This window comes from Pseudoalteromonas sp. KJ63-1 (assembly GCF_055808145.1).
The window spans coordinates 2,524,615-2,550,162 of sequence record NZ_CM147855.1; the positions used below are offsets into that span (position 1 = coordinate 2,524,615).

Below are 25,548 nucleotides of genomic sequence, written 5' to 3' on the forward strand. Positions count from 1 at the left end.
TTCTAATCAAGCTTTTAACGCGAAATTAACGATTTAATCGATTTTCTACTAACTCATCAACCACAGACGGATCCGCAAGTGTTGAAGTATCGCCCAGCTGTTGATGCTCATTTGCCGCGATTTTACGTAAAATACGACGCATAATTTTACCAGAACGTGTTTTTGGTAGACCTGGCGACCACTGAATCATATCCGGTGATGCTATTGGGCTTAGCTCTTTACGAACCCAATTACGGATATCTTTAGTTAGCTCATCACTCACCGTTACACCCTCGTTAGGAGTTATGTAAACGTAAATACCTTGGCCTTTAATATCGTGTGGGTAACCTACTACGGCCGCTTCAGCTACAGCTTCATGAGCAACTAAAGCACTTTCAATTTCAGCAGTACCTAAACGATGCCCTGATACATTGAGTACATCATCAACGCGTCCTGTGATCCAGTAATCACCGTCTTCATCGCGACGACAACCGTCACCGGTAAAGTACACACCATGATAAGCGCTAAAGTAGGTTTGTTCAAAGCGCTCGTGGTCGCCATACACGGTTCGCGCTTGCGAAGGCCAGCTATCTAAAATGACAAGGTTACCGTCAACCGCACCTTCTAATGTATTGCCTTCAGCATCAAATAACGCCGGTGCAATGCCAAAGAATGGACGGGTTGCAGAGCCTGGTTTCATATCGGTTGCACCTGGTAATGGCGCAATCATGATGCCACCAGTTTCGGTTTGCCACCATGTATCTACAATAGGACAATTCGACTTACCAATTTTTTCATAATACCAAGTCCACGCTTCTGGGTTGATTGGCTCACCCACAGAACCTAAAATACGTAAGCTATCACGATGTGAGCTGGCAATCGGCTCTTCGCCTTTAGCCATCAATGCGCGAATGGCAGTAGGTGCTGTGTATAAAATCGTTACGTTATGTTTATCAACCACTTCACCCATACGACCAGCTGTTGGGTAAGTCGGTACGCCTTCAAATACCACTTGCGTACACCCATTAACGAGCGGCCCGTATGCAATATAACTGTGACCTGTGATCCAGCCTACATCAGCACTACACCAAAAAATATCATCGTCTTTTAAATCAAAAATGTATTCGTGAGTCATAGATGAATACACTAAATAGCCACCAGTGGTGTGTACCACTCCTTTAGGCTGACCTGTAGAACCTGAGGTATATAAAATAAACAGCGGGTCTTCAGCATTCATGTGTTCAGGTTCGCACTCTGGCGTTTGATCTGCAACTAAGTCATGCCACCAAATATCATGGTCGTGCCAATCAACATCGCCTGAAGTTAGTTTATGCACCACTACATGCTCAACAGTGGTGACAGAATCTTGTAATACGGCTTCATCTACATTAGCTTTTAGCGGCACACAGTTACCTGCACGTCGGCCTTCATCTGAGGTGATCACCACTTTAGCACCCGAATCATTAATACGATCCGCAATAGCAGACGGTGAAAAGCCACCAAATATAACTGAATGAATAGCACCTATGCGGGCACAAGCTTGCATTGCGTATATCGCTTGTGGGCTCATTGGCATGTAAATGGCTACACGGTCACCTTTTTTAACACCTAATTTTTTTAAACCATTAGCAAATTTTGCCACTTCATCATGTAGCTGTTGATAGGTAATATTTTCGCTTTGAGAAGGATCATCACCTTCCCAAATTAACGCTACTTTATCTGCTTTTGTTTTTAAATGACGATCAATACAGTTATAAGAGGCATTAAGGTAGCCATCTTCATACCATTTAATATTGATATGGCCTTTATCAAATGAAGTGTTTTTTACTTTTGAATATGGAGTAAACCAGTCAAGACGCTTACCGTGCTCAGCCCAAAACCCTTCAGGGTCTTCAATAGACTGTTTATACATCGTATTATATTTTTCATTATCGACGAGCGCTGCGTTTTTTATATGTGCAGGAACTGGATAGATACTTTGTGACATATTAGTCTCCAATTTATATTACTTGCCTTAGGCTTTTCATCAAGGATTACTCAGCAGTGCACTATTAAATATTAGACATTAGTTGTATCTGGGTTCAAAGAACCAGGGTCTGTTGACCTTTCAAGGTTAAATTTGCAGCAGTCTGTTTGGTATTTAGGCAAGGCAGCGCCTATGTGGTGTGGTTATTCCCCATAAATAGGCGATAACGCAGCATCAATGCCAAATAGGCTCTGCCCGATGGGTTCTGCCTAGGGGCGATTTACTCTTTGTTACTCGGTTTTTACTTAGCCCACTAGGTTACAAACCTCGCGCCGTGATTAAATCGCCCCTAGTTTGAACAAATTTTAATCCGCAAAGGTCAACAGACCCCAATATCTTATCTATAATCCTCATGGCTATACCCTATTTACATAAAAAACATACTATTAAATAAAAGTATGTGGGCCCTCAATAATTATTAAACCTTAGTCTAATAGACTAATAGCTGATTGAGTAAATTGTGCACATATACAACAGTAGCTTAAATATATATAAACTTTGATTGTTTATTAATAACTCGCATTTACTAACAAATTAAATTAAAGGCAATAAATTCAATCTGTTAGTACTATATAAGTAACACACATTAATGCATATCATAATAAAACATACAACAAGTAGCCTATAAAAGGACACAACAATGAAATTAACTCCAATTAAAACACTGGCAGCGACTGCCGTACTATGTGCACTTTCTAGTACAGCTTATGCTGCAACAGCTGCAAAAATAGGTGATACAGAATTCACCTACGGTGGATACATTAAACTCGACGCAATGTGGAGTGACTATTCAGCAGGCGCTCCTGCTGGCAGCAGTGTTGGCCGTGACTTTTATGTACCAAGTACATTAACAGTTGGTAGCGATGATAGTTCAGACGCAGTATTTGATATGCACGCTCGTGAGTCACGTTTCAATTTTGGAACTGCTACCTTACTAGATAACGGTAAAACGGTTAAAACTAAAATAGAGCTAGACTTTTTAGCGTCTGCCCCAGGGGGCAACGAGCGTGTGTCTAATTCATATTCTCCGCGTATTCGCCATGCATTTATTTCATACGATGGTTGGTTATTTGGTCAAACATGGTCAAACTTTCAAAACGTTGGTGCATTACCAGAAGCGCTTGATTTTGTTGGCCCAGCAGAAGGCACGGTGTTCGTTCGCCAATCTCAAATTAAATACACTACAGGTGCATGGTCTTTCTCTTTAGAAAATCCAGAAAGCACAATTACTACAGCAGGTGGTGGTATGGCAGTGACTGATGATGCCTCATTACCTGACTTTACCGCACGCTATACTCACAAAGCGGATTGGGGTAACTTTGTAGTAGCAGCCCTTGCTCGTCAACTGACCTACAAAGTAGGTGGTGTTGATGCCGATGAAACCTCATTTGGTGTTAGTGCATCGGGTATGGTGAAACTTGGTGAAGACAATCTAAAATTTATGCTTACCCAAGGTAAAGGACTAGGTCGTTATGTGGGTCTAAACGTAGCACGTGGGGCGGTTCTTAATGGTGATGACCTAGATGCGATTGATTCAACATCTGGTTTTATTGCATATCAACATAAGTGGAATAGCCAGTGGCGCTCTACTTTCCTATATTCGTTCTTATCTGCTGATAACGATGAAAATCTACTGGCAGTGTATGGCGATCCTACAGAATCAAGCCAAAGCTACAGTGCAAATATTTTATACTCACCGGTTAAACGTCTAACCTTTGGTGCGGAATTTAAACATGCAGAACGTGAGCTTGAAAGTGGCGTAGATGGCGACATGGATCGCTTACAGTTCTCTGTTAAATATGCGTTTTAATTTAAAATACTTCCTGAGCGGCTTCGGCCGCTTTTTTGTTTCCTTAGTAAATACACCTGTACACTTTTTTAAAATAACATTGATGACGTGTAAAATATTACAATAACGCAATTGCAAATCACTCTCATTTAGATTAAATTACCAGCCAAATTTAATCTTATGGGAAACAAGATGCTGCACAAACAAAAAAACTCTGCATTTAAACTGAGTCTACTTACTTCACTAGTTTTATCTGGTCATGCTGTTGCAAACGACACGCAAGACAACCTGCCTTTAGAAAAAATTGCCGTTTATGGGCAACATCATAAAAACTATATTACCGAAGAAGCGCAGTCTGCAACTAAGCTAGGTTTAACAATTAAAGAAACCCCGCAATCAATTTCCGTTGTTTCACGCGCTTTGATGGATGACTTTTCACTTGATGATATTAATGCGGTACTAGAAAGCACACCAGGCGTAACAGTAGAGCAAATAGAAACCGATCGTACATACTTTAAAGCCCGTGGTTTTGAGATAACTAACTTTTTAATTGATGGCTTAGGCACTCCGCAAACCTCTGGTTCAATTCAAGGGACACTTGATACTGCAATTTACGACCGTGTTGAAATTGTACGTGGTGCCAATGGCATGATGACCGGTGCGGGTAACCCATCGGCTACTGTAAACATGGTGCTAAAAAAACCAACCTACACAACACAAGCTCATGCTTCTGCTTCTTATGGTTCGTGGAATAACAAGCGCGTAGATATAGATGTTTCTGCACCGATTAACGATGAACACGCTGTTCGCGCTGTATTTTCCAAGCAAGATAAAGAGTCATATTTAGATCGTTACGAAACCGATAAAACTATTGCCTACCTTGCCTATGAAGGAAAGCTAGCTGACGATACGTTACTGAGCATTAACTACGTAAACCAACAAAAAGATGCTGACAGCCCATTGTGGGGCGCATTACCACTTTACTACACTGATGGTTCACCAACTGATTATGATGAATCGACTAGTACCGCTGCAGATTGGTCATATTGGGATAATAGCGCTGAACGTATCTATGTAACACTTGAGCAAAACTTATCAGCGACTTGGGTTGCTAAAGCCCGTTATGCCCATATAAAAAATGAACAAAATTCTGAGTTGTTTTATGTATATGGTACCCCAGATAAAGAAACTGGTTTAGGTTTAACCGGCTATGCGAGTCGTTATGATTACAAAGACACGCAAGATTTATTTGATTTATATGCCAGCGGTAAGTTTGAGTTGTTTTCATTAGAGCACGACTTATCATTTGGTATTAGCCAAGCAAACATGGACTTTAATGACCAATCGCTTTATGACTACAGCACAGGAAATGGTTTCCCTGCGATGCCTGATTTAGCGACTTGGGATGGGATTGCACCAGAGGCAACGCTTGCGGATGCACCTAACGGCAGTGATGTACAAAATACACAAAGATCGGCCTATGTTTCAACTCGCATTAAACTAGCTGAGCCATTAAGCATTTTGGCAGGCGTACGCTATACCGATTGGGAAACTAAAGGTACTGCTTATAGTGTAGTGCAAACCCGCGATGACTCAGAGGTTATTCCTTACATTGGTACTGTGTACGACTTTACCGAGTCGTTATCAGCTTACGCAAGCTACACCGAAACGTTTGTGCCACAAAAAGAGTTAGACATTAACGCTGAACAACTGGCTCCGGTTATTGGTAAAAGTGCTGAGGTTGGCCTAAAAGCTCAACTTTTAGATGAGCAAGTATTTGTAACACTGGCCTACTTTGATGCTAAGCAAGATGGACTTGCTATTGCGCTTCCAGACTCTCTTCCTAGCGATACGCGTTATTATGCTGCAGATGGTATCAACAGTGATGGTTTCGAAATTGAGCTAAGCGGTCGATTAACAGATGATTTAAGTGCTAGCATCAGCTTTAGTAATTTAAGCATTGATGGTGATGAGCTTGTAAAAGATTACACCCCCGAAAACCAATTAAAAATGGCAGCTACTTATCAAGTACCATTTATTAGTGGTTTAACCTTAGGTGCTAATTACCGCTGGCAAGATACTACTAGCCGCGTGCAAGTAAAAGACCCAGCTGGTAACGCATTGGTTACTACAAAACAAGGGGCTTATGGCATATTAGATTTAATGGCCACCTACGAAATTACTCAAAACGTCGGTGTTACCTTTAATGTTAATAACAGCACTGATGAAAAGTACATAAACAGCCTCTATTGGGCACAAGGTTATTACGGGGCACCACGTAACTACTCATTGTCAGTTAACTGGCAGCTATAAAGCTAACAATTAGGCTTTAAGTCACTTTATAGCAAACAATAAAAAAGCGCTAACCTAAATGGTTAGCGCTTTTTTTAAGCTCGGGTCAAATCAAGCTTTAAAACTAAATGGCTTAAAGGTCGCCTTCATCACCTAATACGTCTTCGCCATCTTCTGGCTCAACCGTTGCTTTTAGCAATAGCATTTCACGTAACTTACCTTCAATTTCATCTGCAATTTCAGGGTTTTCTTTAAGGAACTTAATTGAATTAGACTTACCTTGGCCAACTTTGTTGCCATTGTAACTGTACCAAGCACCTGCTTTTTCAACAATTTTATGCTTAACACCTAAATCAATTAGCTCGCCCTGCTTAGAAATACCTTCACCATACATAATGATAAATTCAGCTTGTTTGAACGGCGGTGCTACTTTGTTCTTCACAACTTTAACACGCGTTTCATTACCAACAACTTCATCACCTTCTTTTACTGAACCAATACGACGAATATCAATACGTACAGAGGCGTAAAATTTCAGGGCATTACCACCAGTTGTTGTTTCAGGGTTACCAAACATTACACCAATTTTCATACGGATTTGGTTAATGAAAATACATAGCGTGTTTGAGCGCTTAATGTTACCTGTAAGCTTACGTAGTGCTTGTGACATTAAACGTGCTTGTAGACCCATGTGTGAATCACCCATGTCGCCTTCAATCTCAGCTTTAGGTGTTAATGCAGCAACAGAATCGACAATCACTACATCAACCGCGCTTGAGCGCACTAACATGTCACAAATTTCCAGTGCTTGTTCACCCGTATCTGGTTGAGATACCAGTAACTCATCAATATTAACGCCTAACTTTTGTGCGTAAACTGGATCAAGAGCATGCTCAGCATCAACAAAGGCACACGTTTTACCTTCTTTTTGAGCTTGTGCGATAACTTGTAATGTTAGCGTTGTTTTACCTGATGACTCTGGGCCATATACTTCAACAATACGCCCCATTGGCAAGCCGCCTATGCCTAAAGCAATATCAATACCTAGCGAGCCTGTTGATACAGCGTCAATGTTTAACGCCTTATTGTCACCCAATTTCATGATTGAACCTTTACCAAATTGACGTTCAATTTGTGATAAAGCTGCGTCCAACGCTTTTTGTTTGTTATCGTTCATTTTCTTCTCCAAATCCAGCTAATGCACACAAGTATACTGTATGAAATCACAGTATCAAGCTAATTTTATTATTTTATCTTCTCTATTACAGTTTTTAAAGAAAATACAATGGCTTGCAGCCTAACTTGCGCCCTATCACCATTAAATACTTGTTCAAACGTCCAGTGTTTACCGTTAATTTGTAGCCCAAACCACACAAGCCCTACCGGTTTGTCCTCAGTAGCGCCACCGGGCCCTGCAATCCCTGAAATAGCAATGGCAATGTCAGCACTGGCTGCCTTGCAGGCACCTGCTGCCATCTCAATAACTGTTTGTTCGCTCACTGCGCCAAATTGCTCGAGGGTATCATGCTTCACATTGAGTAATTCTTGCTTGGCGTTATTGCTATAAGTAACAAATGCACGGTCAATATATGCTGAACTTCCGGGGGTATCGGTAAGCGAATAACTCACTCCACCACCAGTACATGATTCAGCGGTAGTGATCCATAAGCGTTTATCCGTTAAAATAGCGCCTAATTGCGCAGCAAGTGTCTTAATCTCTTGATGTAATTCCATATTCAGCCTTTGGGTAAATACATGTCGTTTGATCTTTATGCACCGCACACTATAAAACAACAAACCCCTATGATGCAGCAGTATCTAAAAATAAAATCAGAGCATCGCGATATTTTATTGTTTTATCGGATGGGGGATTTTTACGAACTCTTTTTTGATGACGCAAAACGCGCCGCGCAGTTGCTTGATATTTCACAAACACACCGTGGCAAAGCAGGGGGCGATCCTATTCCTATGGCGGGCGTGCCTTATCATGCGGTAGAAAACTACTTAGCTCGCTTAGTGCAAATGGGCGAGTCGGTGGCTATTTGTGAACAAGTGGGTGACCCTGCCACCAGCAAAGGCCCTGTTGAACGCAAAGTAGTGCGTATTGTAACCCCAGGTACTATTTCTGACGAAGCCTTACTACAAGAGCGCCAAGACAACTTACTAACCAGTGTTTGGCAAAATAAAAAAGGTCAATACGGTGTTGCGTATCTTGATATCAACTCAGGACGCTTCAATGTTGTTGAAGTTAGTACCGATGAAGCATTTAGCTCAACCCTACAACGCTTAGCGCCTGCTGAATTACTATATAATGAACACTTTGAAAACACTCATTTAATTGAACATATTAAGGGAGCGCGTCGTCGCCCTGATTGGGAGTTTGACCTTGATACCGCGCAACACTTACTGTGCGAGCAGTTTGGCACCAAAGATTTAGTCGGTTTTGGGGTCGATAAAGCACATAGCGCCTTGGTAGCGGCAGGCTGTTTAATGCAGTACGTAAAAGATACCCAACGTATTGCATTACCGCACATTCGTGCAATTACCCTTGAGCATAATGAACACGCGGTAATTTTAGATGCGCCCACCCGTAAAAACCTTGAACTTACCGTTAATTTATCAGGTGGCTTTGAAAATACCCTTGCCCAAGTGCTTGATAAAACAGCCACAGCTATGGGCTCACGATTACTTAAGCGCCGTATTCATACTCCTATTCGTAATAAAGACGAGTTAAATTCTCGTCTAAATGCCATTAGTGCTATTTTAGATGTGCAATTATGCAGTGAGCTGCATGACGCTCTCAGAGATATTGGTGATATAGAACGTGTAATTGCTCGCTTGGCATTACACACTGCTCGGCCACGTGATTTAACAAGGCTTCGTAGTGCGCTTCAAGCATTAGCACCGCTACATAACTTATTAAGCGATGCCACAGATGCGCGTATTTCTCATATTATTGCCCACTCTAAAGAGCTCCCCGAGCTTCAAGCATTACTTGAACGTGCAGTGATTGATAACCCACCGGTGTTAATTCGTGATGGCGGCGTTATTGCGCCAGGGTATAACAGCGAACTTGATGAGTGGCGTAATTTAAGCCAAGGTGCCACCGATGTGCTTGAACAGCTAGAGCAGCGCGAACGTGAACGCACAGGTATTAGTACACTTAAAATTGGCTATAACCGAGTGCATGGCTTTTTTATTGAGGTGAGCCGCGCTAACTCGCACTTAGTGCCTGCAGATTATATTCGTCGTCAAACGTTAAAAAATAATGAACGTTATATAATTCCAGAACTTAAAGAACATGAAGACAAGGTTCTCGGCAGCCAATCAAAAGCGCTGGCCCTTGAAAAACAATTATACGAACAGTTATTTGAATTTATAGCTCCGCATATTGAGCAGCTACAAATAATGGCCTCGGTCATTGCCGATTTAGATGTACTGAATAATTTAGCAGAGCGTGCCCAAACGCTAAATTATGCCAAGCCTGAGCTTTGCGATAACGATAATATCAGCATCGAACAAGGCCGCCACCCTGTAGTTGAGCAAGTAATGAAAGACCCATTTATTGCCAATCCTGTGGAGCTCAATAGCCAGCGTAAAATGTTGATAATTACTGGTCCTAACATGGGCGGTAAATCAACTTACATGCGCCAAACTGCGCTTATTGTGCTTATGGCGCACATTGGCTGTTACGTTCCTGCTGATAGCGCAAAGATTGGTAATATTGATAGAATATTTACTCGCATTGGCGCCAGTGACGACTTAGCATCTGGGCGCTCTACCTTTATGGTTGAAATGACAGAAACTGCGGCAATTTTAAATAATGCCACCGCACAATCATTGGTATTAATGGATGAAATAGGCCGAGGAACCAGTACTTACGATGGTTTATCACTGGCATACGCAACAGCTGATCATCTTGCTTCAAAAATCGCGGCTAAAACTCTGTTCGCAACCCATTACTTTGAACTCACTGAGCTTGCAGAACAAACGCCTGGGCTGGTTAATGTGCACCTAGATGCCATTGAACACAACGATACCATTGCCTTTATGCACACGGTATTAGATGGTGCCGCAAGTAAAAGTTTTGGTTTGCAAGTGGCAGCCCTGGCTGGTGTGCCTAAAGCGGTTATTGCCCAAGCTAAACAAAAGCTAACCTTGCTTGAAAATCATCAAAGTGTCACAACAGTCACCACAGAGCAACAGGTTTTACCGTTTGATAGTGAACCGCAAATAATTCAGCCTAGTGAACTTGAGCAACAAATGACCGCAATAGATCCCGATAACCTATCACCGCGTCAGGCGCATGAACTGCTTTATAAATTAAAAGCACTGCTTTAAACGCAAACAGCCCGACTAAAAAGTCGGGCTGTATTTAATTTTACTGTGTGTTTAGATTAAGCAAACTGCTCAAACAAGCTTTCGGTACTTAATCCTTCTTGCTGCAAGATATCTTTTAACCGACGTAGCGCCTCAACCTGTATTTGGCGAACTCGCTCGCGGGTCAACCCAATTTCACGGCCAACATCTTCAAGGGTTGAGGGTTCATAGCCTAGTAAACCAAACCGACGTGCAAGTACTTCGCGTTGCTTAGGGTTTAATTCACCTAACCAGTCAATAATATGCGTATTCATATCGTTGTTTTGTACTTCACCTTCGGGGCCTACATTTTTTTCGTCGGCAATTACATCTAACAATGCACTGTCATTCTCGCCACCAATAGGCATATCTACAGAAGCTATTTTTTCGTTTAGGCGAAGCATTTTTGTTACATCTTCGACCGGTCTGTCTAAGCTTTCTGCAATTTCTTCTGCGGTTGGCTCATGATCAAGCTTTTGAGTTAGCTCACGTGCTGTACGTAAATAAACGTTAAGCTCTTTAACAACATGAATAGGCAAACGAATAGTACGGGTTTGATTCATTATTGCCCGTTCAATGGTTTGTCGTATCCACCATGTGGCATAAGTAGAAAATCGAAAACCCCGTTCAGGATCAAACTTTTCAACTGCTCGGATCAGCCCTAAGTTACCTTCTTCAATTAAATCAAGTAGAGCAAGTCCACGATTGTTGTACCTACGCGCAATTTTTACAACTAAGCGTAAGTTACTTTCAATCATACGTTTTCGGGAGGCTTCGCAGCCTTTAAGCGATTTTCGTGCAAAAAACACTTCTTCTTCTGCACTTAATAGAGGGGAAAAACCAATCTCGCCTAAGTATAACTGGGTGGCATCGAGGTTTTTAGTGACTTCTTCTTTTACAAATACATCTTCATCTTCCACTTCATCAAGTAACTTCGTTGTCTCCTCTATTTTAGAGTCGTCAAACTTATCATCAGTGGGGGTTTTCTCAGCTTTTGCTACATCAGCCATAAGACTTCTCCTGAGCAAGCTATCAATAACTTTATGATTTAGGTCTGTAGTCGTTTTACAAGCTTTTGCTGTATTAGCCATGAGCCTTCTCCAGAACAGTCAATCAACACCTTCAGTTCAGGGTAGGTACTTAGCAGGGTTAACAGCTTTTCCTCGATAACGAATTTCAAAACGAAGTGCCGTTACTGAAGACTCTGAATTACCAATTTCTGCTATTTTTTGTCCCGCCTTCACTATTTGCTTTTCTTTCACAAGTAACGTTGAGTTATGTGCATAAGCACTTAGGTAATCATCATTATGTTTCAATATGATTAAATTACCGTAACCTCTTAGCGCACTACCCGCGTAAACTACCGTTCCTTTTGCAGCGGCGAGTACAGCAGTACCCTTTTTATTAGCAATCTGTAGGCCTTTGTAACCATTTTCCTTGTTAGAAAAGCGTTTTGTTATTTTACCTTTAGCAGGCCAAAACCAACTCAACTTTTTAGCTGAAGAACCTTGAGACTGACTAATTTTTTGGTTAGCTTGTTTTTGAACATACCTACGTTTTTTCGGCTTATCAAGCTCTTTCTTTAATTTTCTGTTACTTTTTTGTAAATTAGATGACTTTTTAGCGGGCTTATTTTGGTAAGTTTTTTGTGCAACCCTTGACCTACTTGGTTCTAAAAGGGATACAACCTGACCAGGAACAATAGTGTAAGGTGATGGAATTGAATTATTTTTTGCAAGTTCTCTGAAATCTTTTCCAGCACTAAAAGCAATCGAATAAAGTGTATCGCCTTTTTGTACCGTGTACTTGCCACCGTTAATATTAATCCGTGAGGGATAGTCATTAATATTATTATTTAAACTACTTACAGGAGCAGGAACATGGCGAGACGAGCATGCACAAAGCAAAACACTAATAAATAAAGCAACATAACAGCGTATTTGTTTATTCAATGTGTTTTGCCCTCTGTTTTAACATCGTTGCATTATGGCGATTATCGCAATAATACGTACGCAACAGCGATTAAAGCAACCACTGCCCAGCCAAATACTTCAATATATTGACGTAATTTTTGTTCCATTTTAACTCCACCCCACTTCATTAAAGCAGATACTAAAAAGAAACGCGCGCCACGCCCAATAGCCGAGGCAATAATAAAGGGTAAAAACGCCATTTGTAATACGCCAGCGCCAATGGTAAATACCTTATAAGGAATAGGAGAAAACCCCGCTATAAATACCACCCAAACGCCATAATCTTTAAACCATGCAAGCGCCGTATTAAATTTATCTTGCCATTGCATTTGCGCAATAAAGGGCTCTACAACCGGTTCAAACAACCAAAATCCAAGTAAATAACCCAGTACGCCGCCAAGCACAGAAGCAACCGTGGCAAAGCTTGCAAATCGCCATGCCTTACTTGGTTGCGCTAGCGACATAGGCGCTAACATTACATCAGGTGGAACTGGGAAGAAAACCGACTCGGCAAAACTCATCCCTGCTAAATAACGTTCTGCATGGCGGTGTTTAGCCCACACTAACGCCATATCGTATAACTTGGTAAACAACTTCAAAATGAATTCCTATTCAATATCACCAGGGACTAAAGGTACAAATCTTACTGGCGCAATTACATGCTCTGTAAAGTTATCGCCTTGGCGAATAACCATGGTTAATTTTTGTTCTTCCTCACCAATAGGGGCGAGTAATACGCCTCCATCAGCAAGTTGTGCGAGTAACTCGGGGGGAATGGTGGTTGCCGCAGCAGTCACGATAATGCCATCAAATGGCGCTTGTGACTGCCAGCCTTGCCAACCATCGCCATGTTTCATGGTGACATTGTACAAATCGAGCTGGTGTAATCGGCGTTTAGCTTGCCATTGCAAAGCTTTAATACGCTCTACCGAATATACCTTATCAAAGGTTTTAGCTAAAACCGCAGTTTGATAGCCCGATCCGGTGCCTATTTCTAACACCTTATGTTGCACACCGGCTAATCGCATTAGCTCGGTCATGCGCGCAACAATATAAGGCTGAGAAATAGTTTGCCCTTGTCCTATAGGTAGCGCGGTATTTTGATACGCTTTGTGTTTGAGTACATCATCAATAAAAATATGCCGAGGAATTTGCGCAATCGCTTTTAAAACCTCTTTATCTTCTACGCCATCTCGCTGTAAAAGGTCTGAAAGTGCTTGTGCACTGCGAGTATAATTAGCCAGCACGATTAATCTCCAACTCGGCTAACCACTCTCCCACGGCTTTAACACTGTCTTTGGCAGTCATATCAACGCTTAACGGGGTCACTGATGCATAGCCATTATTAACCGCATAAAAGTCAGTGCCTTCACCTGCGTCGCTTTCAAGCCCTAGCGATCCATACCAAAAAATATCGCGTCCCCATGGATCGGTTTGCTTAGTCATGGTTTCTGCTTTGTGACGAGCCCCTAAACGAGTTACCTGAACGCCTTTGAGCTCAGAGAGCGGAATATCGGGAACATTAATATTAATGATCTGATCTTTGGGCAACGGATGTGAAGCAAGCCCTTTAATAATATTTACAGTAACGGCTGCCGCTGTTTCAAAATGCTCACCATGATGAGAGCACAAAGATACCGCAATTGCTGGTAAGCCTAAATGACGGCCTTCAGTCGCCGCAGCAACTGTACCAGAGTAAAGCGTATCATCGCCTAAATTACCGCCATGATTAATACCAGCAACAACCAAATCGGGTTTTTCATCCACTAATTGATTAACACCTAAATGCACACAATCAGTGGGTGTACCGTTTACCGACATAAAACCGTTGTCGAGCGTTGTGGCACGCAGCGGATTCATTAGCGTTAGTGAATTACTAGCACCACTACAATTTCTATCTGGAGCAACCAGCGTTACCTCAGCAATTTGTGTTAATGCTTGATATAAAACAGCAATACCTTTGGCATTAACACCATCATCATTACTTAATAGAATCTTCATCTGCGGTATCCTTTTCTTTTCGCTCGCGAGGGCTGGCATCAGTATAATCGACCAGTTCGCGCAGTAAAGCCGTTGCAAAACAGCCTTTGGGTAAACCAAAGCTGAGTTTTAATGTGCGTTCATCAAGTGTTTCTATGCTTAGCTCTTGGGGTATTAAACGCAGCATTCTACGCTCGTTTTTAAGCCCTAAATCCCCTAAGCCATCACACCATGCTTGATACGGTGCCAACCATGTTTTTTCTTGTTCGGTTAAGCCTTTTTCACTTTTGCCCACCATGGGCGCCGACATCATAATATCGCCAGAGGCAAGCCGTGCAATATTTTCATCACTTATCGCATCTTCAAAAAATGCATTACTGCCACTGAGCATAAATACTTCGCGATGCATGGTTTTAGCAAGGCCATGCTCAGCCACGCGTAAACTAACAATTTGATTAAACACATGTGAACGCGCAGCAGAAATAATAATGCCCCGCAGCTTTTTATCGCGAATACGCTCACCGGCAAACATTTTTTCGGCCATCACTAGGTTGTGTCCATCACGACCAAAGCGCTGTTCACCAAAATAGTTAGGCACACCTGCGCGTACCGCGTTTATACGGCATAAAATATCAAGCGGCTCGGTTACATTGCGCAAGGTAATAGTAAATCTATTTCCTTTATGGCAACCAGTGCGCAATTTTCGCTCATGGCGCTGCTGCGATACCACAAATAAGCTTTCACTGTTCAGCTCAGTAAAATCAATATGCTTTTTAATCGGTACTTTTACGCTAAACCACTGCGAGCATACTCCATGGCGGTCTTTCATACCGGCATAGCTTACATCACGTGGCGATACACCCGCTTTTTGTGCAATCAGCTTGGCAACATATTGGGTGTTTTCACCCTTTTTAACCACTTGCAAACACACATGTTCGCCACTGCCGGTAAACTCTATACCGAGATCCTCATCAACCATAAAGTCTTCTGCGGTGGTTTTAAAGTCGGCTTTGGAAAGCGGCGCGCCATATAAATAATTTAATTCGCTCATGCGTTTTGTTTGCTCATAATGACCACGGCATGGCTTGAAATGCCTTCTTTACGCCCCTCAAAACCGAGCTTTTCGGTAGTAGTAGCTTTTACATTTACCTGTGAAAGCTCGGCATTTAAATCACTGGCAAGGTTGCCACGCATCGCTTGAATGTGCGGCAGCATTTTTGGTGCTTGTGCCACAATAGTGACATCCGCATTGCCCAATACATAACCTTGTTGCTTAGCAAGGTTCACTACATGGCGAAGTAAAATACGGCTATCAATATTTTCATATTCACTGGCCGTATCCGGAAAATGCTTACCAATATCGCCCAGCGCTAATGATCCTAAAATAGCGTCACATAAGGCATGAATAGCTACATCACCATCTGAGTGTGCTAAAAAGCCTTGTGGATAATCAATTTTTTCGCCGCAGATAGTTAAAGGCCCTTGGCCTCCAAATTTATGCACGTCAAAACCATGGCCTATTCGTATCATGTTGCACTCTCATTATTTTGTTTTTGCAGTAAAAAGCCTGCTAAATCTAAATCTTCTGGGGTGGTAATTTTAATATTATCACTACGCCCTGCTACCAGCTTTACCGGCTTATTTGCCCACTCCATTGCACTGGCTTCATCAGTAATAGTAACGCCGCCGTTAAGCGCACTTTGCAATGCCGTTTTAAGCTCGTTGTATTTAAACAGTTGCGGGGTAAGCGCTTGCCATAAATCATCACGAGGCACAGTTTGCTGCGCATGGCTTTGCCCTCGTTTTATAGTGTCTTTTACTTTGCTGGCTAAAATGCCGCCTTCATCAGCCTGCATGCACTGTGCGATTAAGCGCTCTATATCAGCAATATCGACTAAAGGTCTTGCAGCGTCGTGCACCAAAACCCAAGCAGGTGGGTTGGCAGCTAAAAACAATAAACTGTTTAACACTGAATCTGCGCGCTCTTTACCGCCAATAGCACGCACAATGCGAGGATCAGCTAGCGTAAGGTCGTCAAAGTAGGGGTCGGTTTCGCTCAGAGCCACCACTATAGAGTTTAACTGCGGTAACTGCGATAACTTAGCGAGCGTATGCTCTAGAATGGTTTTCCCTGCTAAGGAAATATATTGCTTTGGTGTTGTGTGTTGCATTCGACTGCCAACACCTGCGGCAGGAACAATAGCAGCAATAGTTTGTTTATTTGTCATGGTGTTGAGCCGGTAAAACACGAATAAAGGTTTCGTCCGGTTTAATCATTCCTAATTCGTTGCGGGCACGCTCTTCAATGCCTTCGTGGCCGAGCTTTAAATCTTCTATATCCGCTTTTAATACTTTATTACGCTTTATTAGTTTTTCGTTAGTTTGTTGATGCGATGCCACCGCATTTTTTAAACGGGTGTAGTCTTGCACCCCGTTATGACCAAACCAAAGGCGATACTGGATAAAAAGTGCTAAGCACAACAAGCCAAATTGAAAAAATCGCATTAAACACTCCTTATTTTAATTTTTAATTATCTACTTATGCTAGCGGCCGCTTAACATTGCGCCAATTAATATTGGCAGCTAGTAACATTTCCCGTAGTGACAAAACCCGTGGCGTGCTACGCTTTGAAAACTGCCACTGGTGGCCACAACACGCCGCTGCAAGGCTCGTTTTACTAGGTTTAAGCAGTTGCGCACTTTGCTGCTCAAGTCCTTGGCCTAAAAAATCAAACCAGCCAAGTTCATTACAATGCAGTTGCGTATCAGCTACTTGATCAATGCTGTCTATTCTAACCCGAATTTGACCGTGACTTTGTAATAATACCGGAATTATTAGCCCTACTTTGGCATGCGCTTGATAAAAAAGTTCATTCGCTGAAGGATTAGCCTCTGGCGGTGTTGGTTTTTGCTTTTCAAGCCAGCCTCCATTTTGCGCATCAAGCGTAAAAGGCAATGGTGCATTAGCTACACGTGTTGCGGCACGTTCAATATAATAAGGCAGACTTTTTAATTGCCTGCGTAAACGGTCACCATTAGGTTCAGCCACTAAGCGCTGAACTTCACGCTGATAAAAAGCATTGCATAATTGTGCGTAAAGCACTTTTTCTGCATCAGTTTGCCACATTTCAACTTGCTGGCTTGTGTTAAACTGCTTATTTTTAGCAACCAATCGCTGTACTCAAAAAAACATTTTAATACTGTTTTATAACACAGTAATGCACAGTTTTTAAGCACTTGTAGTAATTTAAGCGCTTGGCTTTTCACCTAATTTTGCAATACCTGATTCTAAAAATTGCACCATAGTACTGCGCTTTTTACCTATTAATAAGCTGCCATCAGATAAAAACATAAAGTTTTGCCAGTTACGTTTAAACACATCAAATGTCGTTTCGATAATATTGTCGCGTGCCATGCAAAAATACACTGTGGTATTAGCCTGCCAATCTAAGTGGTTCAAAATAGCTTCTGGAAATTGGGGTTCTTCGCTTTCCCACGCATCTTCCCAATTAATTTCTTGGCTAAAGTTTTGCTCTTGCGCGCACCAATCGGTTTTATCAAAAAAGTCTGGATGATCATGTTCACGACTCACCATGGTTGTCCACAGTACGGCGGCACGCTCGCTGGTCATTGGTTTAATATTGGCTGCATCAATATCTGAAACCGGAATATCTTTGTGGCGAAATACCCAGGCTTTTTTGTAATCATCAAGAGAAATATAATTCATAGTATTGCTGTATTCTTTGGCATAATAAAAAGCGAAGGCAAATTATACAAGATAACAGACTATGACTACAGCACTAAAACTGGGTTTATATCAACACTACAAAGGCCCACAATATAAAGTTATGCATGTGGCGACCCACAGCGAAACCAACGAGCAGTTGGTTATTTACCAAGCCTTATACGGTGAATACGGCATATGGGCACGCCCACTAAGTATGTTTACTGAAACCGTAGAAAAAGACGGTAAAACTATCGCCCGTTTTGCCTACCTTGGTGAAGCCGATTAACTATGGCATTATAACGCATAATAATTACTGCTCAGACCAGATAAAGGATAACCCGTGCAATTTAATTCTACTGATAATTACATCGCAAGCTCAGCATTAAAACAGGCCGTAAACGCCGCTATTATGCTGCAAAAACCGCTTTTAATTAAAGGCGAGCCTGGCACAGGTAAAACCATGCTGGCCGAAGAGTTAGCGAAAAGTTTAGATACTGAGCTTATTCAGTGGCATATAAAATCAACCACTAAAGCGCAGCAAGGTTTGTACGAGTACGATGCGGTATCGCGTTTGCGCGACAGCCAGCTAGGTGATGAGCGCGTTCACAATATTAGTAACTACATAGTTAAAGGTAAACTGTGGCAAGCCTTCATGTACGCTGAACTAAACGGCAAACGCCCAGTACTGCTTATTGACGAAATAGACAAAGCCGATATTGAGTTTCCAAACGATTTACTACTCGAACTCGATAAAATGGAATTTCATGTATACGAAACCGGTGAGCGCATTGTGGCTAAAGAGCGCCCTATTGTGATCATCACATCAAACAATGAAAAAGAGCTGCCTGATGCGTTTTTACGTCGCTGTTTTTTCCATTATATTGATTTTCCAAATAGCGACGAAATGCAGCAAATTATTGATGTGCACTACCCGCATGTTAAACAAGATTTAGTTCGCCAAGCGCTAGAAGTATTTTTTAACTTACGCGAAGCCAACGGACTTAAAAAGAAGCCATCCACCAGCGAGTTACTGGATTGGTTAAAACTATTAATGGCTGAAGATATAGACGCAAAAACGCTGCACGACAAAACGCAAAAAGGCGGTTTAATGCCGATGTTTGGCGCGCTGCTTAAAAACGAGCAAGACATAAGCCTAATCGAAAAACTTGCGTTTATGAGCCGTCGCTAGGGCCTGTTGACCTTTCAGGATTAAAATTTGTTCTAACTAGGGGCGATTTAATCGTGGCGCGAGGTTTGTAACCTAGTGGGCTAAGTAAAAGCCGAGCAACAAAGAGTTAATCGTCCCTAGAACGAACCTTCAGGCAGCGCGTGTTTGGTATTTATGCTGTGTTATCGCCTATTTATGGGGAATAACCACACTACATAGGCTCTGCCTTACCTAAATACCAAACACACTGCTGCAAATTTAACCTCGAAAGATAAACAGGCCCTTATATGTTAGTACAGTTTTTCTTCAAATTACGCAAATACCGCTTGCCTGTGAGCCTGCGCGAACTACTCGATTTAATTAACGCTTTAAAACAAGGCGTTATATTTGCTGATGTAGACGCGTTTTATCATTTAGCGCGCACTATTATGGTAAAAGACGAAACCCATTTTGACCGGTTCGATAAAGCCTTTAGCGATTACTTTAGCGGTATTGCCGACTTAGACCTACTCGAGAGCTTAAAACAGCAACACAACTTACCTGAAGATTGGTTGCGTAAAGAGTTTGAAAAGCACCTAAGCGATGAAGAAAAAGCCCAACTAAAAGCCATGGGCGGGCTCGACGAGCTAATGAAAACCCTAAAAGAGCGTTTAGAAGAACAGCAAAAACGCCATGCTGGCGGCAATAAGTGGGTAGGTACAGGCGGCACCTCGCCTTTTGGTGCATACGGCTATAACCCTGAGGGTGTGCGTATTGGTCAAGACGGCAACCGTAATCGCCAAGCAGTAAAAGTGTGGGATAAGCGCGAATACCGTAACCTAGATTCTGACCGTGAAATAGGCTCTCGTACCATAAAGCTGGCACTTAAAAAACTACGCAAATTTGCTCGTACTGGCGCAAGCGACACCCTTGATTTAAACGAGACTATTCGCGCGACCGCCAAGCAAGGCGGCATGCTCGATGTAAAAATGGCCCCCGAGCGCCACAACGCGGTAAAAGTATTGATGTTGTTTGATATTGGCGGTTCAATGGATGACTACATTCATACCTGTGAAGAGTTATTTAGCGCCGCCCACAGTGAGTTTAAACATTTAGAGTTTTACTACTTTCATAACTGTTTATACGAACATGTTTGGCAAGATAACCAACGCCGCCACTCAAACGTTATTGACACCATGACGCTGATCAACAAGTTCACCAGTGACTACAAAGTTATATTTGTTGGTGATGCCACTATGGGCCCGTATGAAATTGCCTATCCTGGCGGCTCAGTAGAGCATTGGAATGAAGAACCCGGCAGCGCTTGGTTGGCACGAATCACTAATCACTTTGATAAAGTCGCGTGGCTCAATCCACAACCGGTTGAGCATTGGCCGTATTATCAATCAATTGATTTTATAAAGCAGCTAATGAACAACCGCATGTTCCCGCTGAGTTTAGATGGAATAAGTAGCGCGATAAAAGAGTTGAGTTAAAAGGGATAAAATGAAAAGGAATATTTACTTAAATGAATGGGTTGCTTCTACTCTTCTCATACTTATTGGATTCATCGCAGGTATTTCAACGAATTCAATTATGGATATACTACTGAGCAAACTTAAACAGGATAGCCTAGCTAACTGGATAACCTCTATCAGTACCTTTGCAATAATGTTAGGCACTATCGCTTTAGCCTGTATAGCTTGGAAAGTAAGAAATTCTTGGATTGAAGAAAAAAATACAACTTGAGTGTTGGTTTATTAAAAGACATATCATCCTTTTATTGTATCTCTTTCGAGCTTAGAAAATCTCAAGTTCGAATTTTCGAACTATATGAAGATCTGAGATACTCAGAAAATGATGCTGATGAGGCTCACAGAATCGCCTATGAAAAAGGCTTATCTGATGAGTCTTTGCAGCAAGAACTTTTGAAAATAAAGTCATTAAGCAAAACGAAGTATCATGATTATTTAGAAGCACGTCGCCTGTATGAAAACTTAGAAAAAGAGCAAGTAAAATACAAAAATACAGCATTAGTTCGCTCATCTTTAGTTAACTGGGGCAACGAAGCTGTAGAGCTTATAAAAAGCATAGAGGAAAATACCGTAGCGTTTTACGAAACTATTTCACCAAAGTATAAGCTTTTATCAAAAAGAGCAGCTGAAAATGATGAAGGTATTTTGGACTTACCTAAACTAGAGGAATCGAAACTTTTTATAAAATACGAAGGAAAAAATACATTTAGTGACATTGATGGTGACGACTAACTTTTCCGTATTCGTCCTTCATTTTACATTGCCACTTGATGCTATTAACGAATAATAAAGGATAGAAATGTGCAAATCTGATAAAGCGATTCTATTAGGGATTAGCTTAGTATTTATTGCAGGTATAATTGTAGGGCAAACCTTTTCTTTTGAAATAAAACTCAGTGACTTAATTGCAACCTTAGTTGCAATCATCACATTTTATTATGCTTTTCAAGGATTACAGCACAATAAGAGGATATATCAAAACGCTATAAAACCTGTAATTGAAAGGTTTATTAGCGTAGACAATGAAAAGTATGTTTATAACTTCCAACTAAAGAACTACGGTACAGGATCAGCTATAAATCTGAAATATAAGATACTATCAGATGCCGGTGAATTATCTCATAAAGATCTCCAACAGAAACTACTCTTATTTGGAGATATGGAGCTGGAAATAGGAGCGGAATTAGGTATTTCGCCTAATTCATCATTAAATATAATCACTATGAAGATGAACAATGAAGCTAGTTTCACGGAAGTAATAAAATACCTTGGTACAATTGAACTTCATGTTAACTTTTCATCAATTCAAGATGATGTTCAAGATAAGGTTTTTTCACTCACTCCCTGAAACTAAGTTTAAATAATCCCTTACTCTTCTTGTTGTGATTCAATAAAAAACAAGTAACACATACATATTAATTATTAAATCTCTACAACTCAGCTATACGATTTAAAGTTTCAGGGTGACGCTGCACTAGCTTTAATAATGTAACAGCTTGACCATTGGGTGCGCTGCGCCCTTGTTCCCAGTTTTCAAGCGTTCTTGCTGATGTATGTAGGATGTTAGCAAACACACCACGCGACATATTAAATGTTTTTCGAATATTTACTATTTCATCGGGTGAGATAGCAAGATCGTTAATATCATTTACCGTATGAGTACGTAACGTAAGCTTTTCTTGTGAATGCGCTTTGGCATCATCAAGTGCTGTAGTTAATTCTGAAAATAAATCACGTTTGCTCATTACGCCATACCTCTAAGAATTCTTTTAATTGCTTTTTCTGATCTGCTGTTAAATCGGTTACTTCGTTTTTACTGTAAATAGTGAGTAGATAAAAACGTCTTTTTTCGTCCAAGTAATAATATATAACTCTTGAACCGCCACGCTTACCTTTTCCTTTACTCGCAACTCGTACTTTACGTAAGCCGCCTGTTCCTTGAATCACATCGCCCTGTTTTGGGTTAACCATGAGATCTGCTTGAAATAAACGATACTCGTCATCACTCAAGTACAGCTCTCGGTACTTTTCGAATATGCTTGATTCAACAAATAGGCTTTTCATACGCCAAAGTATACGCAGATAGCGTATAAATTCCAATTAAATATTTTAAACGAGTGGCGGCAGGTATCTCTTGCTTTAGCTAAAGCGCTTTACTCATAAACAAGCTGTACGGATCTAGCTCATAATTTCCAAACGGTTCACACTCTTTAAAACCAAATTGGGCGTAGAGCTTTTGTGCAGACAAAAATGCCTCTGCTGTTCCAGTTTCTAAACTTAGCTTTTTGTAACCTCGCAGTGTTGCCTGCTCAATAATATGCGTAAGTAGCTTAGCCGCTATGCCTTGGCGTAAATAGTTACTTGATGTACGCATTGATTTAATTTCGCCATGAGTTGTATTGAGCGCTTTTAATGCACCAACACCAGCTAAATTACAATCAATCCATAAGCTATAAAAGGTTATCTCGGGCTGAGTGAGTTTACTCACATCAAGTGCATGTACGCTCTCAACAGGTGAGTGATTTAGCATATCGTTATGATGCGTTTGTAATAGTTTTATAACGTGTGGGTTTGAAAGCTCGCCTGTTCTTATTTCCATTTACAGCTCATTTTTTTGTGTATTAATATTTAATATAAAGCGCTAATAACTTTATATTTAACTCATCATCAGTAAAAGCGATAACACTACCGAGTGGTTTCGAGTGTTCTAAGTCCCCTATTCGCATTTCAAACCTTTGATTATCAAAGCTATCAATAAAAATATGTACTTCTTTATCCTCATCATAAAATGATGCGAAGTTGTTTGTAATGAGCATATTGAATATCATAGTTTCCACCTTATAGATTAAACATAAAATAATGTTCCCCTAGGACAATTTAAAGTTACAAGGTTTATAACGAAGGGGTGCTATAAATTTTAAAATATTGATAAAAAATATTCTTTCTCGAAACTCCTTTAAGTGAAGAAACAAGAGGAAATAAGAATTCCTTGCTATCTAGTATTTCTATTTTCCATTTAGCATCGCCAATAAAATTAAAATTTAACGTGTTCGAGTTTTGAATATTATAATTTCTAAAAGATCCCGTTGAATACATGCTTCCAATAGTAGCTGAATCAACAACATCAAGGTGTTTATTTAAAAGGTGAATATGAAGCAGATCCTCGTAAGGAGTGTCATCCGTTATAAAGACAAGGTATTTACAACCTGCTTTAATACAAAGTTCCAAATAAGTACCATCAACAACTTTATCTGTTTGCGTATTATTTAAAAAGATACAGCTCTGTTCTGGAGACTTAGGGATTGTCTTAAATACTTGGCTTTCAAGTATGATCATCTTTTTCACCTAGCTATTACTTTTGACAGGCTAATTCTCGCCCACCGCAGGCTATCGTGGCCCACACTAGTCGACATTTATGCAGAGGTTGTTTGATTTGTATCTTTCACCTCGAACCTTGAACCTTGAACCTTGAATATAAAATCACACCATCTTCCAAACCACAAACGCCACAGCAAAGCCAACCAAGTACACTAAACCTAACCACGTTAAGCTACGCAAAAGTAGACTGTGTTTAATCGCGGGCTCTGAGCGCACTAGGCTGAAGTTAAGCCATGCAAAAACCGGTGTGGTTACAAAAGCAAGTGTCATTGCAAAGGTAAGCATAGGGCCAAGGGCTGATTTAAAAAATAAAATAACCGCCATACCGGCCAATGCTTGCAGTATAAGCCACGTATTTAAGCTGTGTTTAGATTGCTTAAAACCAAGTAATTTGTGTGATTCGTTAAGTGTGCGGGCGTAACCGTCAAGTACGGTGAGTGTGGTGCCAAACATACACAAAAACGCGATGGCTGATACCAAAGGCCTTGCCCACTCGCCTATTGTTGATGCGTACATATCAATCAGCTGTTTAGCAAACGCTACACCACCGAGCTCTATATTACTGTTTTGCCCATATTGCACTAACGCACCTAAACTAAAAAATACCAGCGCAAGCCCGGCGGTTAACCAATAACCTAGATTAAAATCGAATAAGCCTTGGTTTTTAGTCACACTTTGCTGAGCTTGTTTTTCTTTAAGCCACAACGAGCTCAGTGCCGATATTTCAATAGGCGCTGGCATCCAGCCCATTAAGGCAACCATAAAGCCTAACATGGCAAGTTCATACGGTGAGGGACCAACATAGTTTACAGGCGCTACAGGGCCGTTATTTATAGCAATAATTAATGCTGTTATGGTTGCTATAGTAAGTAGCCCCATAATAGCTTTTGCAACATTATCGAGTGCTTTAAAATGCCCCAGTAATAATATAATTAAACACACGGCCAATATTACCCAACACAATAAGGTAACAGGAATGCTAATAGGTAATGCGTAGTGTAATAAGCTCGCCGTAAGCAACAATACACCTGCGGTATTTACCACAGCGGCAATAATATTGAGGGCAATAAAGCTGTAAAAATAGCCAGGGCCTTGGTTTTTATACCCTTCTACTAAACTGTTTTTGGTGGCGAGTGTGTATTCCATACCAAAGCGAAAAAACGGGTACTTTAAAACGTTAACCACCACAATAAGCCAAAATAGCTGCCAGCCAAATAATGCGCCTGCTTGAGTAGAGGCCACCAAGTGTGAGCCACCAATGGCAGCGGTTGCCATTAAAATACCTGGGCCGAGCGCCCCTAACCGAGACTTCCATGTGTTTTGTGTGTACTGCATTAACTTCTCAAATTTGGTGTGTTATGTG

General features: G+C 41.1%; 29 protein-coding genes. 9 read left to right on the forward strand and 20 right to left on the reverse strand.

The window, feature by feature from the left end; all coding sequences use genetic code 11:
* Window positions 1-25: 25 nt before the first annotated feature.
* Entirely contained in the window at window positions 26-1,966 is a 1,941-nt protein-coding gene (gene acs, locus AC0L7Q_RS12125; RefSeq protein WP_413400669.1) for an acetate--CoA ligase, read from the reverse strand.
* A 679-nt stretch (window positions 1,967-2,645) separates the two neighbouring features.
* On the opposite strand from acs, the gene AC0L7Q_RS12130 reads away from it, so the two are divergent.
* Both AC0L7Q_RS12130 and AC0L7Q_RS12135 read left to right on the forward strand, forming a co-directional pair.
* Window positions 2,646-3,815: a DcaP family trimeric outer membrane transporter gene (locus tag AC0L7Q_RS12130; protein ID WP_138609345.1), complete on the forward strand. Its 1,170-nt coding sequence runs from the start codon at window positions 2,646-2,648 to the stop codon at window positions 3,813-3,815.
* Between the two features lie 171 nt (window positions 3,816-3,986).
* Window positions 3,987-6,107, forward strand: a complete 2,121-nt coding sequence (locus AC0L7Q_RS12135; protein ID WP_409423729.1) for a TonB-dependent siderophore receptor — start codon at window positions 3,987-3,989, stop codon at window positions 6,105-6,107.
* Between the two features lie 112 nt (window positions 6,108-6,219).
* Here the strand turns inward: AC0L7Q_RS12135 and recA are convergent, their stop codons facing one another.
* Window positions 6,220-7,263, reverse strand: coding sequence for a recombinase RecA (gene recA / locus AC0L7Q_RS12140; protein WP_058155138.1), 1,044 nt, complete (start codon window positions 7,261-7,263; stop codon window positions 6,220-6,222).
* A gap of 68 nt (window positions 7,264-7,331) precedes the next feature.
* Entirely contained in the window at window positions 7,332-7,820 is a 489-nt protein-coding gene (locus AC0L7Q_RS12145; RefSeq protein ID WP_413400670.1) for a CinA family protein, read from the reverse strand.
* A gap of 21 nt (window positions 7,821-7,841) precedes the next feature.
* Here AC0L7Q_RS12145 and mutS point away from each other — a divergent pair, with 21 nt between their 5' ends.
* On the forward strand, window positions 7,842-10,427 hold the full coding sequence (gene mutS / locus AC0L7Q_RS12150; RefSeq protein WP_413400671.1) for a DNA mismatch repair protein MutS: 2,586 nt from the start codon (window positions 7,842-7,844) through the stop codon (window positions 10,425-10,427).
* A 56-nt stretch (window positions 10,428-10,483) separates the two neighbouring features.
* On the opposite strand, the gene rpoS is transcribed toward mutS, so the two are convergent.
* The 11 genes from rpoS to AC0L7Q_RS12205 form a co-directional block, all read right to left on the reverse strand.
* Complete coding sequence (gene rpoS / locus AC0L7Q_RS12155; protein WP_109874229.1) at window positions 10,484-11,455, reverse strand: RNA polymerase sigma factor RpoS; 972 nt, start codon at window positions 11,453-11,455, stop codon at window positions 10,484-10,486.
* 117 nt (window positions 11,456-11,572) lie between these two features.
* Entirely contained in the window at window positions 11,573-12,397 is an 825-nt protein-coding gene (locus tag AC0L7Q_RS12160) for a peptidoglycan DD-metalloendopeptidase family protein (protein WP_178956469.1), read from the reverse strand.
* A 41-nt stretch (window positions 12,398-12,438) separates the two neighbouring features.
* Entirely contained in the window at window positions 12,439-13,017 is a 579-nt protein-coding gene (locus tag AC0L7Q_RS12165) for a YqaA family protein (protein WP_418157308.1), read from the reverse strand.
* Between the two features lie 9 nt (window positions 13,018-13,026).
* Window positions 13,027-13,665 (reverse strand): protein-L-isoaspartate(D-aspartate) O-methyltransferase, encoded by a 639-nt coding sequence (locus tag AC0L7Q_RS12170; RefSeq protein WP_138609357.1) that lies wholly within the window; start codon window positions 13,663-13,665, stop codon window positions 13,027-13,029.
* On the reverse strand, window positions 13,655-14,419 hold the full coding sequence (surE, locus tag AC0L7Q_RS12175; protein ID WP_198523586.1) for a 5'/3'-nucleotidase SurE: 765 nt from the start codon (window positions 14,417-14,419) through the stop codon (window positions 13,655-13,657). The genes AC0L7Q_RS12170 and surE overlap by 11 nt, the downstream gene beginning before the upstream one ends.
* The gene (gene truD / locus AC0L7Q_RS12180) at window positions 14,400-15,449 is read right to left on the reverse strand and encodes a tRNA pseudouridine(13) synthase TruD (RefSeq protein ID WP_413400672.1); all 1,050 of its coding nucleotides are present in this window, start codon (window positions 15,447-15,449) and stop codon (window positions 14,400-14,402) included. The genes surE and truD overlap by 20 nt, the downstream gene beginning before the upstream one ends.
* The gene (ispF, locus tag AC0L7Q_RS12185) at window positions 15,446-15,928 is read right to left on the reverse strand and encodes a 2-C-methyl-D-erythritol 2,4-cyclodiphosphate synthase (RefSeq protein ID WP_008464226.1); all 483 of its coding nucleotides are present in this window, start codon (window positions 15,926-15,928) and stop codon (window positions 15,446-15,448) included. The genes truD and ispF overlap by 4 nt, the downstream gene beginning before the upstream one ends.
* Window positions 15,925-16,626, reverse strand: a complete 702-nt coding sequence (gene ispD / locus AC0L7Q_RS12190; protein WP_413400673.1) for a 2-C-methyl-D-erythritol 4-phosphate cytidylyltransferase — start codon at window positions 16,624-16,626, stop codon at window positions 15,925-15,927. Before ispD ends, ispF begins: the two co-directional genes overlap by 4 nt.
* A complete protein-coding gene (gene ftsB / locus AC0L7Q_RS12195) occupies window positions 16,616-16,903 on the reverse strand; it encodes a cell division protein FtsB (RefSeq protein WP_008110330.1) in 288 nt (95 codons plus the stop codon). Before ftsB ends, ispD begins: the two co-directional genes overlap by 11 nt.
* Before the next feature lie 34 nt (window positions 16,904-16,937).
* Window positions 16,938-17,570, reverse strand: a complete 633-nt coding sequence (locus AC0L7Q_RS12200; RefSeq protein ID WP_178956472.1) for a hypothetical protein — start codon at window positions 17,568-17,570, stop codon at window positions 16,938-16,940.
* 75 nt (window positions 17,571-17,645) lie between these two features.
* The gene (locus AC0L7Q_RS12205; RefSeq protein ID WP_178956473.1) at window positions 17,646-18,125 is read right to left on the reverse strand and encodes a DUF2947 domain-containing protein; all 480 of its coding nucleotides are present in this window, start codon (window positions 18,123-18,125) and stop codon (window positions 17,646-17,648) included.
* A 61-nt stretch (window positions 18,126-18,186) separates the two neighbouring features.
* Here AC0L7Q_RS12205 and AC0L7Q_RS12210 point away from each other — a divergent pair, with 61 nt between their 5' ends.
* The 6 genes from AC0L7Q_RS12210 (at window position 18,187) to AC0L7Q_RS12235 (ending at window position 22,155) form a co-directional block, all read left to right on the forward strand.
* Window positions 18,187-18,411, forward strand: a complete 225-nt coding sequence (locus tag AC0L7Q_RS12210; RefSeq protein ID WP_008110327.1) for a DUF1653 domain-containing protein — start codon at window positions 18,187-18,189, stop codon at window positions 18,409-18,411.
* A gap of 54 nt (window positions 18,412-18,465) precedes the next feature.
* The gene (locus AC0L7Q_RS12215) at window positions 18,466-19,314 is read left to right on the forward strand and encodes an AAA family ATPase (protein WP_413400674.1); all 849 of its coding nucleotides are present in this window, start codon (window positions 18,466-18,468) and stop codon (window positions 19,312-19,314) included.
* Window positions 19,315-19,580: 266 nt separating this feature from the next.
* Entirely contained in the window at window positions 19,581-20,768 is a 1,188-nt protein-coding gene (locus tag AC0L7Q_RS12220) for a vWA domain-containing protein (protein ID WP_413400675.1), read from the forward strand.
* Window positions 20,769-20,868: 100 nt separating this feature from the next.
* A complete protein-coding gene (locus AC0L7Q_RS12225) occupies window positions 20,869-21,021 on the forward strand; it encodes a hypothetical protein (protein WP_409423744.1) in 153 nt (50 codons plus the stop codon).
* Window positions 21,018-21,539 carry a hypothetical protein gene (locus tag AC0L7Q_RS12230; protein ID WP_409423745.1) on the forward strand — a complete coding sequence of 174 codons (522 nt, stop codon included), beginning with the start codon at window positions 21,018-21,020 and terminating at the stop codon, window positions 21,537-21,539. Before AC0L7Q_RS12225 ends, AC0L7Q_RS12230 begins: the two co-directional genes overlap by 4 nt.
* 67 nt (window positions 21,540-21,606) lie before the next feature.
* Window positions 21,607-22,155, forward strand: coding sequence for a hypothetical protein (locus tag AC0L7Q_RS12235; RefSeq protein ID WP_409423746.1), 549 nt, complete (start codon window positions 21,607-21,609; stop codon window positions 22,153-22,155).
* 82 nt (window positions 22,156-22,237) lie between these two features.
* Here the strand turns inward: AC0L7Q_RS12235 and AC0L7Q_RS12240 are convergent, their stop codons facing one another.
* From AC0L7Q_RS12240 to AC0L7Q_RS12265, 6 genes are all read right to left on the reverse strand, one after another.
* A complete protein-coding gene (locus AC0L7Q_RS12240) occupies window positions 22,238-22,552 on the reverse strand; it encodes a helix-turn-helix domain-containing protein (RefSeq protein ID WP_413400677.1) in 315 nt (104 codons plus the stop codon).
* Window positions 22,539-22,871, reverse strand: coding sequence for a type II toxin-antitoxin system RelE/ParE family toxin (locus AC0L7Q_RS12245; RefSeq protein ID WP_413400679.1), 333 nt, complete (start codon window positions 22,869-22,871; stop codon window positions 22,539-22,541). The genes AC0L7Q_RS12240 and AC0L7Q_RS12245 overlap by 14 nt, the downstream gene beginning before the upstream one ends.
* 79 nt (window positions 22,872-22,950) lie before the next feature.
* Window positions 22,951-23,406, reverse strand: a complete 456-nt coding sequence (locus tag AC0L7Q_RS12250; RefSeq protein ID WP_413400680.1) for a GNAT family N-acetyltransferase — start codon at window positions 23,404-23,406, stop codon at window positions 22,951-22,953.
* Between the two features lie 22 nt (window positions 23,407-23,428).
* Window positions 23,429-23,635, reverse strand: a complete 207-nt coding sequence (locus AC0L7Q_RS12255; protein WP_413400681.1) for a hypothetical protein — start codon at window positions 23,633-23,635, stop codon at window positions 23,429-23,431.
* Between the two features lie 64 nt (window positions 23,636-23,699).
* The gene (locus AC0L7Q_RS12260) at window positions 23,700-24,143 is read right to left on the reverse strand and encodes a hypothetical protein (protein ID WP_409423748.1); all 444 of its coding nucleotides are present in this window, start codon (window positions 24,141-24,143) and stop codon (window positions 23,700-23,702) included.
* Between the two features lie 144 nt (window positions 24,144-24,287).
* Window positions 24,288-25,520 carry an NRAMP family divalent metal transporter gene (locus AC0L7Q_RS12265; RefSeq protein WP_413400682.1) on the reverse strand — a complete coding sequence of 411 codons (1,233 nt, stop codon included), beginning with the start codon at window positions 25,518-25,520 and terminating at the stop codon, window positions 24,288-24,290.
* Window positions 25,521-25,548: the final 28 nt, after the last annotated feature.

Coding starts and splice junctions, on each gene's coding strand:
- acs (WP_413400669.1), bottom strand. CDS start 1,966: ATGTCACAAAGTATCTATCCAGTTCCTGCACATATAAAAAACGCAGCG.
- AC0L7Q_RS12130 (WP_138609345.1), top strand. CDS start 2,646: ATGAAATTAACTCCAATTAAAACACTGGCAGCGACTGCCGTACTATGT.
- AC0L7Q_RS12135 (WP_409423729.1), top strand. CDS start 3,987: ATGCTGCACAAACAAAAAAACTCTGCATTTAAACTGAGTCTACTTACT.
- recA (WP_058155138.1), bottom strand. CDS start 7,263: ATGAACGATAACAAACAAAAAGCGTTGGACGCAGCTTTATCACAAATT.
- AC0L7Q_RS12145 (WP_413400670.1), bottom strand. CDS start 7,820: ATGGAATTACATCAAGAGATTAAGACACTTGCTGCGCAATTAGGCGCT.
- mutS (WP_413400671.1), top strand. CDS start 7,842: ATGTCGTTTGATCTTTATGCACCGCACACTATAAAACAACAAACCCCT.
- rpoS (WP_109874229.1), bottom strand. CDS start 11,455: ATGGCTGATGTAGCAAAAGCTGAGAAAACCCCCACTGATGATAAGTTT.
- surE (WP_198523586.1), bottom strand. CDS start 14,419: ATGAAGATTCTATTAAGTAATGATGATGGTGTTAATGCCAAAGGTATT.
- truD (WP_413400672.1), bottom strand. CDS start 15,449: ATGAGCGAATTAAATTATTTATATGGCGCGCCGCTTTCCAAAGCCGAC.
- ispF (WP_008464226.1), bottom strand. CDS start 15,928: ATGATACGAATAGGCCATGGTTTTGACGTGCATAAATTTGGAGGCCAA.
- ispD (WP_413400673.1), bottom strand. CDS start 16,626: ATGACAAATAAACAAACTATTGCTGCTATTGTTCCTGCCGCAGGTGTT.
- ftsB (WP_008110330.1), bottom strand. CDS start 16,903: ATGCGATTTTTTCAATTTGGCTTGTTGTGCTTAGCACTTTTTATCCAG.
- AC0L7Q_RS12205 (WP_178956473.1), bottom strand. CDS start 18,125: ATGAATTATATTTCTCTTGATGATTACAAAAAAGCCTGGGTATTTCGC.
- AC0L7Q_RS12210 (WP_008110327.1), top strand. CDS start 18,187: ATGACTACAGCACTAAAACTGGGTTTATATCAACACTACAAAGGCCCA.
- AC0L7Q_RS12220 (WP_413400675.1), top strand. CDS start 19,581: ATGTTAGTACAGTTTTTCTTCAAATTACGCAAATACCGCTTGCCTGTG.
- AC0L7Q_RS12225 (WP_409423744.1), top strand. CDS start 20,869: ATGGATATACTACTGAGCAAACTTAAACAGGATAGCCTAGCTAACTGG.
- AC0L7Q_RS12235 (WP_409423746.1), top strand. CDS start 21,607: ATGTGCAAATCTGATAAAGCGATTCTATTAGGGATTAGCTTAGTATTT.
- AC0L7Q_RS12240 (WP_413400677.1), bottom strand. CDS start 22,552: ATGAGCAAACGTGATTTATTTTCAGAATTAACTACAGCACTTGATGAT.
- AC0L7Q_RS12245 (WP_413400679.1), bottom strand. CDS start 22,871: ATGAAAAGCCTATTTGTTGAATCAAGCATATTCGAAAAGTACCGAGAG.
- AC0L7Q_RS12250 (WP_413400680.1), bottom strand. CDS start 23,406: ATGGAAATAAGAACAGGCGAGCTTTCAAACCCACACGTTATAAAACTA.
- AC0L7Q_RS12255 (WP_413400681.1), bottom strand. CDS start 23,635: ATGATATTCAATATGCTCATTACAAACAACTTCGCATCATTTTATGAT.
- AC0L7Q_RS12260 (WP_409423748.1), bottom strand. CDS start 24,143: ATGATCATACTTGAAAGCCAAGTATTTAAGACAATCCCTAAGTCTCCA.
- AC0L7Q_RS12265 (WP_413400682.1), bottom strand. CDS start 25,520: ATGCAGTACACACAAAACACATGGAAGTCTCGGTTAGGGGCGCTCGGC.